13 protein-coding genes are annotated in these 14,479 nt (G+C 32.5%); 1 reads left to right on the top strand and 12 read right to left on the bottom strand.

The annotated features are described in order from the left end of the window. Positions 1–25: 25 nt before the first annotated feature. From EI71_RS03090 to EI71_RS03115, 6 genes are all read right to left on the bottom strand, one after another. Positions 26–982 (bottom strand): PhoH family protein, encoded by a 957-nt coding sequence (locus EI71_RS03090; RefSeq protein ID WP_119015791.1) that lies wholly within the window; start codon positions 980–982, stop codon positions 26–28. Further along, a complete protein-coding gene (locus tag EI71_RS03095) occupies positions 983–1,624 on the bottom strand; it encodes an RluA family pseudouridine synthase (RefSeq protein WP_211321017.1) in 642 nt (213 codons plus the stop codon). A 4-nt stretch (positions 1,625–1,628) separates the two neighbouring features. Then, entirely contained in the window at positions 1,629–2,504 is an 876-nt protein-coding gene (locus EI71_RS03100; protein WP_162849716.1) for a LysR family transcriptional regulator, read from the bottom strand. A gap of 116 nt (positions 2,505–2,620) precedes the next feature. After that, positions 2,621–4,942 carry an endopeptidase La gene (gene lon, locus EI71_RS03105; RefSeq protein ID WP_119015794.1) on the bottom strand — a complete coding sequence of 774 codons (2,322 nt, stop codon included), beginning with the start codon at positions 4,940–4,942 and terminating at the stop codon, positions 2,621–2,623. Between the two features lie 181 nt (positions 4,943–5,123). Beyond that, positions 5,124–6,404, bottom strand: a complete 1,281-nt coding sequence (tig, locus tag EI71_RS03110) for a trigger factor (RefSeq protein WP_119015795.1) — start codon at positions 6,402–6,404, stop codon at positions 5,124–5,126. Positions 6,405–6,591: 187 nt separating this feature from the next. Next, entirely contained in the window at positions 6,592–7,617 is a 1,026-nt protein-coding gene (locus tag EI71_RS03115) for a hypothetical protein (protein WP_119015796.1), read from the bottom strand. Between the two features lie 126 nt (positions 7,618–7,743). Here EI71_RS03115 and EI71_RS03120 point away from each other — a divergent pair, with 126 nt between their 5' ends. After that, on the top strand, positions 7,744–8,937 hold the full coding sequence (locus tag EI71_RS03120; RefSeq protein WP_119015797.1) for an ATP-grasp domain-containing protein: 1,194 nt from the start codon (positions 7,744–7,746) through the stop codon (positions 8,935–8,937). Positions 8,938–9,330: 393 nt separating this feature from the next. Here the strand turns inward: EI71_RS03120 and EI71_RS03125 are convergent, their stop codons facing one another. The 6 genes from EI71_RS03125 to dapA form a co-directional block, all read right to left on the bottom strand. Next, positions 9,331–9,948, bottom strand: a complete 618-nt coding sequence (locus tag EI71_RS03125; protein ID WP_162849717.1) for a hypothetical protein — start codon at positions 9,946–9,948, stop codon at positions 9,331–9,333. Positions 9,949–9,969: 21 nt separating this feature from the next. Then, entirely contained in the window at positions 9,970–10,236 is a 267-nt protein-coding gene (locus EI71_RS03130) for a hypothetical protein (RefSeq protein ID WP_211321018.1), read from the bottom strand. A gap of 92 nt (positions 10,237–10,328) precedes the next feature. Further along, complete coding sequence (locus EI71_RS03135) at positions 10,329–11,633, bottom strand: aspartate kinase (RefSeq protein ID WP_119015800.1); 1,305 nt, start codon at positions 11,631–11,633, stop codon at positions 10,329–10,331. A gap of 10 nt (positions 11,634–11,643) precedes the next feature. After that, positions 11,644–12,684, bottom strand: a complete 1,041-nt coding sequence (locus EI71_RS03140; protein ID WP_119015801.1) for an aspartate-semialdehyde dehydrogenase — start codon at positions 12,682–12,684, stop codon at positions 11,644–11,646. Positions 12,685–12,881: 197 nt separating this feature from the next. Further along, the gene (gene dapB / locus EI71_RS03145) at positions 12,882–13,595 is read right to left on the bottom strand and encodes a 4-hydroxy-tetrahydrodipicolinate reductase (protein ID WP_119015802.1); all 714 of its coding nucleotides are present in this window, start codon (positions 13,593–13,595) and stop codon (positions 12,882–12,884) included. Then, positions 13,595–14,479: a 4-hydroxy-tetrahydrodipicolinate synthase gene (gene dapA / locus EI71_RS03150; RefSeq protein ID WP_119015803.1), complete on the bottom strand. Its 885-nt coding sequence runs from the start codon at positions 14,477–14,479 to the stop codon at positions 13,595–13,597. Before dapA ends, dapB begins: the two co-directional genes overlap by 1 nt.

Genomic DNA, 14,479 nt, shown 5'->3' on the forward strand with positions numbered 1-14,479 from the left:
TTTTTTAGATTTTTTAAACACGATGTTATTTATTCGCATTTTCAAATTTTTCAATAATCTTACCTACTAGTGGATGTCTTACTACATCAAAATAATCGAAAACAATATCTCCAACCTCTGGTAAATCCCTAAGTAAATCCGCACAAAACTTAAGTCCAGATTTCTTTTGATTTGGTAAATCAATTTGTGAAATATCACCAGTAACTACCATTTTTGAATGGAAACCCATACGTGTTAAGAACATCTTTAACTGATCTATTGTAGCATTTTGGGCCTCATCTAGGATAATAAAGGCATTTTCTAAGGTACGTCCTCTCATATAAGCTAAAGGAGCTATTTCAATGATTTGCTTTTCTATTAATGCTTCTGCATGCTCCATGCCAAGCATTTCATATAAAGCATCATATAAAGGTCTTAAATATGGATCAACCTTTTCTTTTAAATCTCCTGGTAAAAAGCCTAAGGATTCGCCTGCTTCTACTGCTGGTCTAGTAAGGATAATTTTTTCATAATTTCCTTTTTTAAGTTCTGCTACAGCATAGCATACTGCTAAATAAGTCTTACCTGTACCTGCAGCTCCAATGGAGAATACTAAATCCTTACTTTTTAAGCATTTTAAGTACTCATCCTGCTTCAAGGTTTTTGCATATATAGGCTTATTATGTAGTGTATGGCATAATGGGTGTCTATTCGATAAGAAATTCATATATTCCATCTTTTTTCCAATAGATACGATGTTTTCTATATAAATAACATCTCTTGGGGAAATAGCCTGATGATTTAACGACATAAACTTCATAATTTGAAATATATCCTCAAGCTTAGCTAGTATAATCGCATTATCTGTATCTGTTAATACCTGATCCCCATGGATATCAATTTGAATATTATAAATTTCTTCAAGCATTTTTAAATTTGCATTATGAATTCCAGAAATATTTCTAGAATCTTCAGCATTATCAAGTACAATATTTAACTTCATTTAATCCTCCAAAGTAAAGGTCATAATTTCTTTAGTAATTGGATGTGGAAAAGATAGACTATAAGCACATAAAGGGAAATCCAGTGGATTTACTTGATTTTTACTGCCATATTTCTTATCTCCATATAAAGGATGTCCAATCGCTGACATTTGGCAGCGTATTTGATGGAATCTACCTGTATGTAATAAAATATCTACTTCCGTTACATCAAAATTATGAATCTTATATGAAGAAATAGGCCTATATTCCAAGATGGCCTCTTGACCATCATTTCTTATATAGGATTTCTTCTCCTTCTCATCCTTATATATATAATGTTTTAATATATGGGTATTTGAATCAAGAAAAGTACCCTCTACAATAGCTTTATATCTTTTTTGAAATTCATGGGATGAAACAGATGAAGATAATCTAGAGGCAGCCTTAGAGGTTTTCGCAAAAACCATTACTCCTTTAGTATTTATGTCCAATCTATGAACAAGGCCCAGATATACATTTCCGGGCTTGTTATATTTTTCCTTTATGTAGTTTTTTAAAATTGAAAGCATATCCTCTTTATCTGAACCATCCGCTTGGGATAATATCCCTCTAGGCTTTTCACAAACTAGGATATGATTATCCTCATAAAGAATATTAACCATTATTTCACCTACTAGTTTTTTGAATAATCTCTAGAAGCTTCTTTTGGTTATCATCTAATCCTAAATTCTTAGGATAGATAATATAAATATTCTGAGTAATTTGAACATTAAGAATATCAAATTTCTTTAATCTTCCTGCTTCAATATCTTCTTTAACTGTATCATAATACATAAATGCTAAACCATCCGTTAATGGGACTAATCTTCTCATTAAATCTGGGTCATTGGATGATACAGAATAATTGTTCTTTAATTTTATATTTTTAGATTTTAATGCATTTTGAATACATTTATATAATCCACTATTCTCATCTGGCCAAATTAGTGTAGCAACAGATAGCTGTTCTCTTGTTATTCTATCCTTAGAGCCATATTGTCCCTTTGGATCACCAACTAAAACAACCTTTTCACTAGTAACAAGTGCAGATTCAAAGGCTTGAGAATCAAAGCTATTATCTACAAAGGCAAAATCGATTTTACCAGAATCTAGTTTTTCAAATATTTCCTCATATGCATATGTATATGCATTGAATGAAGGAGTTTCATAGAAAATTTGTCTTAAATATTCAATTGGTGGAATCATAGATTTTACCATAGGAGTAAAGCCTAAATTGCACACAAAAGAATCTTGCTTTTTCATATTAGCAAGTAAGAACTCTTCTTGTAATTTCAAGCTCTTCGCATATTCTAATAGCATTGTACCAGCCTTAGTTAGTTCAAATGTCTTAGAATTTTTGAAAAGTGCTATATCGTATTCCTTCTCAAGGGATTTAATATGATGAGTAACTGCTGGTTGCGTAATATAAAGGCGCGCTGCAGTCTTTGAATAATTCTTTTCTTCTAATAATGTAAGAAAAGTAATCAACTTTGTATCAATCACATTTAACCCTCCCTTCCCAAAACTAAATTTATGGATTATGTTTATTATATAAAATTTATTTATAAAAATCAATAGAAAAAGACTATTGTGTGAACACAATAGCCTTTGACTTATGCCTATGCTGGGAAAATTTCATTGATGATTTCAGAAACATGAGACACAGGTTTAATTTCAAGAACCTTTTGTACCTCTTCTGGAATATCTTCAATATCTCTTTCATTTTCCTTTGGAATGAAAATCTTTGTTAAGCCACTTCTAGCAGCTGCAATAGATTTTTCTCTTAAACCACCAATTGGTAATACAGCACCTCTTAAAGTGATTTCACCTGTCATACCTAAATGACAATCTACAGGACGATTAGATAATGCACTTACTAGTGCAGTAGTTAATGTTACACCTGCAGATGGACCATCCTTTGGTACAGCCCCTTCTGGTACATGGATATGTACATCATTCTTTTCTAAGAAGCCTTCTGGAATCTTAAATTCTACTTGGTGTGCTTTAACATAGGAGAATGCTGCAGTTGCAGACTCCTTCATTACATCTCCAAGCTTACCAGTTAAAATTAAGCCACCCTTACCTGGATATGTTGTAACTTCAATATCTAGTGTATCTCCACCGAAGGAAGTATATGCTAAGCCAGTTACAACACCAACCTGGTTTTCGTTACGATTTTGATTATTGAAGAAACGAATCTTTCCTAAATAATCTGTAACATTTTCTGGAGTAACAGTTACACTTGTAATATTATCAATTAAAATACCCTTAACTGTCTTACGGCAGATTGTTGCAATCATACGATCAAGCTCACGTACACCAGCTTCTCTTGTATATCCACGGATGATTGCATACATTGCATCATCTGTAATAGTTAGCTGTTCTGGCTTTAAGCCATGAGCTTCGATTTCTCTTGGAAGTAGATGCTTAAATCCAATATTGAACTTCTCAATTTCTGTATAAGAGGATAATTCAATGATTTCCATACGATCACGAAGTGGTCCTGGAATATCAGATAAATCGTTAGCTGTAGTAATGAACATTACCTGAGATAAGTCATATGGCTCTTCTAGGTAGTTATCAGAGAAATACTTGTTTTGCTCTGGGTCTAATACCTCAAGCATAGCTGCAGCTGGATCTCCACGATAATCTGCAGTCATCTTATCGATTTCATCTAGTAAGAATACTGGGTTTACAGTACCAGCATCCTTCATACCCTTTAGGATACGGCCTGGTAATGCACCAATATATGTTCTTCTATGACCTCTGATTTCAGATTCATCACGAACTCCACCTAAGGATTGCTTTACAAACTTTCTACCTAAAGCTTCACTAATACTTCTAGCTAAAGAAGTTTTACCTACTCCTGGAGGCCCTGCAAAGCAAAGAATCGTAGATGGATTCTTGCCTGTCATCTTTTTAACAGCTAAATATTCAATAATACGGTCTTTAACCTTAGTTAAGCCATAATGATTCTTATCAAGCTTTTCAGCAACATCCTTTAAATCATTATTATCTTCACTTGCCTTATACCAAGGTAATTCGATAATCCAATCTAAATAAGATCTAATTACACCAGATTCAGCCATCTGATTTGATGTAGAAGCATATTTTTGAAGTTCATTCATAGCCTTATCATAAATAGCCTTTGGTAAATGAGCCTCTTCTAATGCCTTACGTAATTTTTCTACATCCTCTTCTTGACGAGCCTTATCTCCAAGCTCATTTTGAATAGCACGCATCTTCTCACGTAAGTAATATTCCTTTTGAGAATCATCAATAGACTTCTTTACATCCTTATTAATCTTATTCTCAATTTCTACAATTTGACGTTCTCTTTCAATATCCTGTAAAATCATATCTAATCTTTGAGAAACAACAGTTTCCTCAAGATAACGATATTTAGATAAATTACCAGATAATTTCAATTGATATGCAATAACATCAGATAGTACATCTGCATTCGTGCCATTTTGAATTAATCTTGCAATCTCATCAGGGGATGAAAATAATGTCTGTCCAGCCTGAGCGATTTCAGAAGAAATATTCTTAATTAATGCAGTTTCCTTTTCATCGTTTGCTAAAACGGAGAATAGCTTCTCATAAGCAACAACGAAATATGGATCTGCAGAGGTATACTCTGTTACTTTTATTCTGTTTGTTACCTTAAATTTAACTCTGTAGTTATTATTTGGTAATTTTAGCTTAAGTGTAACCTTAGCTAAAGCACCAACCAATTCAACATCCTCTGGTGTAGCATTAACCACATTAGCATCCTTTTGAACTAATAATATAATGTTTCCACCATACATCTTCTCAGAAGCGTCTAACGCAAGAATGGAATTTGGTCTTCCAACTTCAATTTTAAATTCATTGTTCGGAAGTGGTACAAGACCTCTAACGGCAATGGCAGGTAGTACAATTTTTGTATTTTCTTCCATAAAAAATACCTTCCTTTCACTACTTTTTTACTTTGCGTACCTATAATATATACTATTTTTGGCACTTTTGCAAGTAGTGTGCCAAAAAAACTGACTTTTTTTACTTTTTCACATAATTTGTTACATTTTGAATGAAAAAGGCAGCTCAAACAGCCGCCTTTATAATATTATATATTATAGATTAGATTTCTTTAGCATTTTCGATTAATAAGTCAACTAAAGCCTTGTAAGCTAAATCAGAATAATACTTAGCTACATTAGTCTTTAACATCTTATCCTTAGTTGAATTATGTAACTTAGCCTCTTCTTCAGCCTTAGCCTCTAAAGCTTCCTGAGATGGAGCTAGCTTTTCAACTTCAATAATCTTCTGAGCTACAACCTGGAATAATGCCTGACGAGCGCCCTGCTTCTCCATATTTTCATTGAATGCTTCTAAATTAGTACCCATGAAGCCTAAGAATGTTTCAAATGGAATATTGTACATCTTAGCCTGCTGCTCATACTGACTCTTTAACTGGTTAACCTTTTCATCAACTAATGTCTTAGGCATATCAACCTTAGCATTGTCTAATACATAATTGATGATGTCATTTAACTGACGGTCCTTTTCTTCAGTAGCCTTCTTTGCCTCAAGCTCAGCCTTCTTAGAAGCCTTTAGCTCTTCAGAAGTTGTAACACCCTCAAGCTTTAAGCCTGCGATATATTCAGCAGTTAATCTAGGGAACTTTTCAACCTTAACCTCATGAACTGTTACCTTAAATACTGCTTCCTTACCAGCAAGTGTTGCTTCCTGATAATCCTTAGGGAATGTTACTGTTAAATCCTTAGTCTCGCCAGCCTTTAAGCCGATCATTTGATCTTCGAATCCAGGAATGAACTGACCAGAACCAATCTGTAATTCATAGTTCTCAGCCTTTCCACCAGGGAACTCAACGCCATCAACAGTACCAACGAAATCGAATGTTGCATAATCATTCTTTGCGATAACCTGTTCAGTCTTAGTCTCCTTTACTGCATCCTTCTTTGTGATAGCCTTAATAGCCTCATCAACTTCCTTAGCAGTAACCTTTAAGTTCTTAGCCTTTACCTCAACTCCCTTGTAGTTAGGTAATGTTACTTCTGGATATACATCCCATGTTAAAGATACCTTGAAATCTTTACCACGTTCAATCTTTTCTTCAAGTCCAGCCTCAGGTCTACCTAAGAAATTCTTAGCAGCCTCATCCTTAATAGCCTCCTGGAACTTAGAATCTAATACTACATTAAGTGCAGATTCAAATAATGCCTCTACACCATAAGTCTTTTCAAATACGCTTCTTGGAGCATGTCCCTTACGGAATCCCTTAATTGTAACCTTAGCGTTTTCTCTTTCAAATGCCTTGTCTAGAGCCTTTTCGAATTCATCAGCTGTTACATCGAATACTAATTTAACACGGCTCTTGTCTAACTTTTCTACTGTCATATTTACCACCACAGACCGAGATACATAACAGGGATAAGTCTGTTCCTCCTATTACCAATTCACAAATTGTATCTCTTTCATTCCCTTTTTAAAGTGTACCTTAAACATTATATCATAACTGATATTAAAGTAAAGAAAAATTATAAAAATAGATAAAAGAAAAATGCCAATTTCTTGGCATTTGACTCTAGCTTACAACAGAATCCTCATCCCTAGGGTCATCCTTAGGAATTATATTAGGATCGATATCAGAAATTTCGGTATCATCCTTTCTAGAAGGTGCTTCCTTTCCAACCTCTGTCTTCTTTTCTTTTTTCTTAATATCTCCAGCAATTACCTTACGGTATCTAATATATCCACCGGTTGCCTCACCACCAATAACAAGTGCACCAAATAATGCAAGTATAGCAAGCGCAATAACAAGCTTTTCTGCATCAAACCACTCCTGTGGTGCTAAGAATGCGATGACAACAGCTAGTGTAATTGAAACGAAATTCAACCAGAATAAGGTTGATTTTGAATTCTCTTTAAATTCAATAGTAACCCAGAAATAGCCCATAGCTAATGTATAGAAGAAAATTACTAAAATATAAGCATAAGCCTGAACGTTAAATTCAGCAAATTTTCCACCAGACATTCTATATAATTCCTCAAGAGTATTTGCTCTTGCATCGTCAGCTAATAGTTGATTCCATTTATCCCAGTGATAGAATGCAGCTAATATTAAATATGCACCAATAGTAATATGAATTAAGCATTGAATCAATAATATCAAACGAGCTCTTTTAGATTTCGTAGTCTTAAGAAGTGGAATCAATCTTATGATTGCTGAGAATAGAATTATAACTGCAGTAATCATATATACAGCACCAATTAATTCAATCTTATAAATGAACATTAAGATTGCGAATGCGATCAATACTGCAAAAATAAAGATCTTAATGATAAACTTATACATTCTAAAGTTTGTACCAACCCTAGTCTTTGGAGTAGGGTCTAGTGTTTCATTAATTTCTTTTAGTTCTTCTTTTTTCTTTGCTTTCTTTTCTTCTTTTTCTTCCTTCTTTGAACGGACTTCTTTTTCCTCTTCAGTTTCAAAGTCATCCTCTAAAGAGTTATCCTCAATGACTTTATCATCTCCATCGAAATCAAGGTCATCTTCTGTTAGTTCAACCTCGTTTTCAACGTCTTTATTTTTCTTTTTACCGAACATGTAATCGCCTCCATTTCAGTTATAATCCTATTATACTTTATCGTAAACGTTTTTAAAAGAGAGAAACGTAAAAAAAACTATAATTGAATATAACATCGTGATATAATTTGCCTAAAGGTGATAATTATGAATTTTGTATTTATTTCTCCAGCTTTTCCAAAAAATTATTATAATTTTTGTGATAGGCTAAAAAAGAATGGGGTTACAGTTTTAGGTGTTGGTGATACACCATATAATGAACTAGATTCAAGAGTAAAAGCGTCATTAACTGAATACTACAAGGTATGCAATTTAGAAAACTATGATGAGGTTTATAAAGCTGTTGCATTCTTTGCATTTAAATATGGAAAAATTGATATGCTTGAATCCAATAATGAATATTGGCTAAGACAAGATGCAAAGCTTAGAACAGATTTTAATATCAAAGGAGATAAGCTTTCGGATGTAGAGCATTATACTTCTAAATCTAAAATGAAGGACTTCTATATTAAAGCAGGTGTCCCTGTTGCAAGATATGCTTTCTGTAAATCTTTAGAGGAAGATTTAAAATTTATCGATATGGTAGGATATCCTGTAGTTGTAAAGCCTGATGTTGGAGTTGGAGCAGCAGCAACCTATAAAATTGAGAATAAGGAAGATTTAGAAAGATTCTATCAGGAAGGATTCAAAGTACCATATATTATGGAAGAATTCATCACTGGTGAAATCACATCCTTCGATGGTGTATGTGATTCAAATTCTAATGTAGTATTCTGTGATAATGAAATCTTCCCACCATCTATTATGGATATTGTAAATCAAAATTTGGAATGCTCTTATTATGTTAATAAGGATGTTCCAGAGGATATTAAAGCAGTTGGCCAAAGAGTATTAAAGGCATTCAATATTAAGAGCCGTTACTTCCATTTAGAGTTCTTCCGCTTACGTGAAGAAAAGCATGGTCTTGGTAAGGCAGGAGATATTGTAGCCTTAGAGGTTAATATGCGTCCACCTGGAGGATTTACACCAGATATTATTAACTTTGGACAATCCTTAGATACATATCAAATTTGGGCTGATATTATTTGTTATGATGAAATTAGAAATGTAAATATGGATTATCCTAAGTATTATTGTGTATTCTATGGAAGACGTGATCGTTTTGAATATCAATATTCTTATGAAGAAATTAAAAAGGAATATCCATTCATTCAAATGCATGGAAGAATGGATGAAGCATTAGCTTCAGATATGGGAAATGAATTCTTCATTGCAAGATTTGAATTCCTAGAAGATTTATATAAATTTAGAGATATGGTATCTAAAAAGAAAGATAAATAGAAATAAAAGGACTTCAAAACCATTTTAAAGGTTGAAGTCCTTTTTTACATATAACTTTAATCCAATAATACTAGATAAATATATATTCTATAGAATCATGAACTATAATTTTTAATAATACTGAATTATAGAATCTACTTTTTAGATAATATAATTCTACATCTGTATCATAATAATAATTTGTAGTAGTTGTAGTATTATTTTCTACAAATACAGTAATGACTCTATTAGAATTATAGGTTATTTCATTATAGAATACTCCAATAGAAAATGATCCATTCAGTATACTATATCCACTATCTATATCATAATAATCATTAATTCAATTAAATTGCGGTTTATTTCAATCAAAAATCACTGAAGATTGCTTAAGAAGAAAACATAAATTTCAAGCTAAGAAACATAGCAACTATATCCATTCGCAAAACCTTGATTAGGGAAATTTGATTCTCTTAATAGCTTTTTTGGAAAGAATATTTCAGGAAAATCAATATTTTTTCCAGTGTCAAAAAGATAAACATACCTTATAATATAATTTTCTTCATCAATCAAAGAATATTCATAATTAGAATCCCAATTATAAGCAGCAACATATGCAGGAAGTGAAAATAAATCTTCAACAAAAATTGCTTTTTTGCCTCTATTTTCAAATTCTTCTAGTCTGTCTATTTCTTTTTTAAATTCAATTGAACTATAATAGCATTCCAAATAACATTCAGCTCTATAATCATCACCCCAATCATAGTGCTTATATTCACTATAGAAAAAACCTTGACATTTTATATATGAAGCCTTAGTTGGAAATGTTTTGCATTTTTTTGTTTTATTTTGAAAATCAATAATATTATTCTCAAATGATTCGCTATCTATATCTTCTATCAAAACATCAAATATCTTATTATTTTGATATCCCGAAGGGGTAAATAAAAGGTGAAAATAAGAATCATATACTACCATCCAAACGAAAAGGAAAACTGCCACAAAAGCACCAATGCCTAAATAAATAAACAATACTTTTTTTCTCATCATAGTTTAAACCAATTCTCCTTTCTTATATAGTGTTGGAAAATAATTTAATTTAGCTCCCCTAAATACTCCACCACTACTTCTTAATTGATAGTTATAGATAAGAATTGGTGACATAATATGTACACTAGTATTCAATGTAGGAATTTGTATTAGAATATTTAAAGCAGATGGAAATAGATTAATTGTAACATTTAAAGAACCTATTTTGTGCGTAACTGCCTCTTGGAAATTCCTTAAGCCTTGGTTTAGGGTTACTGACATATTATTCATCTTCTTTCTATCGGTTTATTTATTAAATTATAACCTGAAATTAAAAGTAATTAAATACCATGATAATAAAAAAATGGTTGGAATCCAACCATTTACTTAATTAATGCATCATATAATAATGCGATTGTCTTTTCATAATCAGAAGCTGAAACACCAATGATGATGTTTAATTCCTGAGGGCCTTGTGCTAATAGTCTTACATTAACTCTTTCTTCACCTAGTGCAGCAAATATTTTACCACAAATACCAGCTCTTTTAGCCATATTTCTACCAACTACAGCTACTAAGGCTAAATCCTTTTCAAATGTAACCTCAGCATCTAATTCCTTCTTTAAATCTGTAACTAATTCATATTGACATTTTTCTACTTGAGAATAAGGAACTACTACAGAGAAAGAATCAATTCCAGAAGGTACATGCTCAATAGATACCTCATAATCCTTAAAGATAGCTAATGTTTTAGCCATAAAGCCTACTTCATTAGACATATGATCTTTGAAAATATTAAATGCACAGAAATCCTTCTTTCCAGCAATACCAGTAACAGTTTGTGTTGTATCACTACAAACCTCACGGATTGTTGTTCCTGGATTTTCTGGTTCATTTGTATTTCTTAAATTAATAGGAATATTTAATTGCTGTACTGGGAATACTGTTTCTTCATGTAATACTGATGCACCCATATAAGATAATTCTCTTAATTCAGCATAAGTAATTTCTTTAATTGCCTTTGGATTTTTAACTAATCTAGGATCTGCAGATAATACACCAGATACATCGGTCCAGTTTTCATAAACTGTAACATTTAAAGCCTTAGCTAAAATAGCACCAGTAACATCAGATCCACCTCTAGATAATAGCTTTACAGAGCCATTAGGATAAGCACCATAGAATCCTGGTACTACGATTTTACCATATTTAGAGAATGCTAAATTTACATTCTTTTCTGTTTGAATTTCATCAAGCTTACCATCATAGTTATATCTTAATAAATCCTTAGCATCAACCCACTGGTATCCCAAATAAGATGCCATAAGCTTAGATGTTAAATATTCGCCACGAGAAACTAAATATTCTTCAGAAATAGATTTATTTAATTCTGATTTTAATTGATTTAAATCCGCTTCAATATCATAATCAATTCCTAAATCTGCTTGTACACCAGTAAATCTTGTATATAGCATATCCCAAATATCTTCATATGGAACAGAAAACTTTAAATGAGCATGAAGGATATAAAGTAAATCTGTAATTTTTGTATCTGATTTATCTCTTTTTCCTAAAGCACTACATACGACAATTTGTCTTTTAGGGTCAGATAATACAATATTCTTGACCTTCGCAAATTGAGTAGCGTTTGATAAAGAGCTTCCTCCGAATTTTGCAACTGCTAACATAAAAATCCTCCTAAAAATCTAAACCAACAAGTTTTAAAGCAATCTGTACTGCGTTAGTTGCAGCACCCTTACGTACCTGATCTCCACAGCAGAATAATGTAATTCCATTATCATGAATTAAATCCTTACGAATTCTTCCTACATAAGTAATATCCTGATCCGATGTTACAATAGGCATAGGATAAACCTGATTTTCAGGTTCATCATATAATTTAACATTTTGTTCTTTAGCAATTTGTGCCTTAACATCTTCTACATTTAATACATCCTCTGTATATACAGTAACCGCAATAGAATGAGAACGAACTACAGGAACACGTACACAAGTACAAGTAACCTTTAAATCTGGTAGATGCATAATCTTTCTACCTTCATTTTGCATCTTCATTTCCTCTGTTGTATAACCATTATCCTTTAATGAACCAATCATAGGAATAACATTTCCAGCAATCTGGTGAGCAAATACCTTTGCTTCAACATTACCCTTATTAGGGATAATACCAGTTTCTTTATATTCCTTATCTAATTCTTCCATTTGCTCCATTAATTCCACAGGACCAGCTGCACCAGCTCCTGATGTTGCTTGATAAGTACATGCGTTCATTGCAACAATCTTAGATAGACGGTTAATTCCCTTTACTGCCATTAATGTAATGATTGTAGAACAGTTAGGGTTAGAAATAACTCCCTTGTTTTTAAATACATCATCACCATTAATTTCTGGTACTACTAAAGGTACATCAGCATCCTGACGGAATGCGCTAGAGTTATCAATAAATACTGCACCAGCAGCTACAATATCATCCTTAAACTCTTTAGCAACTGCATTAGATGCAGCGCCTAATACTATATCTAAGCCTTTAAAAGCGTCATGGCATGCAAGCTTGATTTCAATTTCTTTTCCTTGAAATTCTACCTTTTTACCAACACTTCTTTCACTGGCTAATAATCTCAATTCATTTACTGGGAAATTTCTTTCTCCTAATACCTTTAACATTTCACGGCCAACTGCACCAGTTGCGCCTAAAATACCTACATTATATGTCTTCATACACGTATCTCCTGTATATATAAATTACTTGTATTATACGCTTATTTTCAGTCGTTTTCAACGATTGAAAACATTTTCTGTACGTTTAATTTAAACGAATGTCCTTGTTTAACGTACAGTAACATAAATATGTGTGCGTTATCTATTTTACAACCTTTTTGCAAAAAAGATACGCCCAATTTCTTGAGCGTAAAATTTTATTTTCCACCAAATAAAACATCTTCCATATCATAATAGCCAGGTGCTTGTGAAGTAAGCCATTTAGCTGCCTTAATTGCACCTACAGCAAATATCTTTTTTGAGTGAGCAGAATGCTTAAGGGATAAGATTTCATCTTCTCCGCAGAACAATACCTCATGCTCACCAACAATAGTGCCACCTCTTAAGGAATGGATTCCAACCTCATTTTTACTTCTTGGGGAGTAGCCATCTCTACCTGCAACTACCTTATAGCCTGTTTCATCTGTAATTGATTTTAATAGCATTTTTGCAGTACCAGATGGAGAATCCACCTTTTTATTATGATGTGCTTCTACTACTTCAATATCAAAGGAATCCTTTAATATAGGAGTGACCTCCTTTACTAAACGATTTAATAAGATTACTCCTAAGGAGAAATTTGCACTTCTTAATACTGGAGCAATCTTAGATAATTCTTCTATTTTCTTAATTTGCTCTTCTGTATAGCCTGTTGTAGCAAATACAACTGGCTTTTTTGTTTTAGAAACGTAATCTATAATCATATCTAGATTTGCAGGATTTGAAAAATCAATGATACAATCAAAATCTATCTTTGCATCATTTAATGTTTTAGTCTCGCATTCCACTGCAACATTTAATGCAAGCTCATCACCTAGCATAGATGAGATTACTTTTCCCATTGCACCATAACCAACGACACATGCCTTCATTAGTAAATTAGCTCCTTTACTCTTTCGATTTCAGCAATTAATACATCCTTATTATTTGGTGCCATATAATCCAGCGGTGCACGGTATCCACCAACATTGAATCCTAAATAATTCATTGCTTCCTTTACAGGAATAGGGTTAACCTCAATAAATAAATCATTGATAAATGGTAATAAATCCATTTGAATTTTATTCGCTTCCTTATACTTTTCTTCTAAGCATAATTCACAAATCTTTGCAGTTTGTTTAGGGGCAACATTAGCTAAAACAGAAATAACGCCTTCTGCACCAATAGACATCATAGGAACAATAATATCATCATTTCCACTTAGCATATGGAAATCCTTATTTAATAATCTAGATACCTTTGCTGCATAGCTCATATTACCAGATGCCTCTTTAATTCCCCAAATATTAGGATGCTTAGATAATACCTCTAAAGCATGTATAGACATAGACATACCAGTTCTTCCTGGAACATTATACATAATTACAGGACACTTAGCCTCATCTGCAACCATAGTAAAATGCTTAATTAAGCCAGATTCATTTGTCTTATTATAATAAGGAGTAATTACAAGTACATAATCTGCACCAAGTAAAGAATACTTCTTAGACATTCTTACAGCTTTTTCTGTTTCATTAGAACCAGAACCAACGATTAATGGAACTCTTTTATTCACTCTTTTAACTGAAAATTCAACCATTTCTGCTTCTTCTTCAAAAGATAGACAAGAAGATTCTCCTGTTGTACCTAAAATAACAATTCCTGAAGAATTATTCTCACAGTGATAATCTAGTAATTCACCTAACTTATCAAAATCTACATCACCATTTTCCTTAAATGGTGTAACAAGTGCTACAATACTACCCTTTAATTCCAT

The sequence above is a fragment of the Anaeroplasma bactoclasticum genome (genome assembly GCF_003550015.1).
Lineage (GTDB): Bacteria > Bacillota_I > Bacilli_A > Acholeplasmatales > Anaeroplasmataceae > Anaeroplasma > Anaeroplasma bactoclasticum.

What these genes read in the sequence shown, in the direction of transcription:
- EI71_RS03120 (WP_119015797.1), top strand. Translation starts at nt 7,744, where the DNA reads ATGAATTTTGTATTTATTTCTCCAGCTTTTCCAAAAAATTATTATAAT.
- lon (WP_119015794.1), bottom strand. Translation starts at nt 4,942, where the DNA reads ATGGAAGAAAATACAAAAATTGTACTACCTGCCATTGCCGTTAGAGGT.
- tig (WP_119015795.1), bottom strand. Translation starts at nt 6,404, where the DNA reads ATGACAGTAGAAAAGTTAGACAAGAGCCGTGTTAAATTAGTATTCGAT.
- EI71_RS03130 (WP_211321018.1), bottom strand. Translation starts at nt 10,236, where the DNA reads ATGAATAATATGTCAGTAACCCTAAACCAAGGCTTAAGGAATTTCCAA.
- EI71_RS03095 (WP_211321017.1), bottom strand. Translation starts at nt 1,624, where the DNA reads ATGGTTAATATTCTTTATGAGGATAATCATATCCTAGTTTGTGAAAAG.
- EI71_RS03090 (WP_119015791.1), bottom strand. Translation starts at nt 982, where the DNA reads ATGAAGTTAAATATTGTACTTGATAATGCTGAAGATTCTAGAAATATT.
- EI71_RS03140 (WP_119015801.1), bottom strand. Translation starts at nt 12,684, where the DNA reads ATGAAGACATATAATGTAGGTATTTTAGGCGCAACTGGTGCAGTTGGC.
- dapB (WP_119015802.1), bottom strand. Translation starts at nt 13,595, where the DNA reads ATGAAGGCATGTGTCGTTGGTTATGGTGCAATGGGAAAAGTAATCTCA.
- dapA (WP_119015803.1), bottom strand. Translation starts at nt 14,479, where the DNA reads ATGGAATTAAAGGGTAGTATTGTAGCACTTGTTACACCATTTAAGGAA.
- EI71_RS03115 (WP_119015796.1), bottom strand. Translation starts at nt 7,617, where the DNA reads ATGTTCGGTAAAAAGAAAAATAAAGACGTTGAAAACGAGGTTGAACTA.
- EI71_RS03135 (WP_119015800.1), bottom strand. Translation starts at nt 11,633, where the DNA reads ATGTTAGCAGTTGCAAAATTCGGAGGAAGCTCTTTATCAAACGCTACT.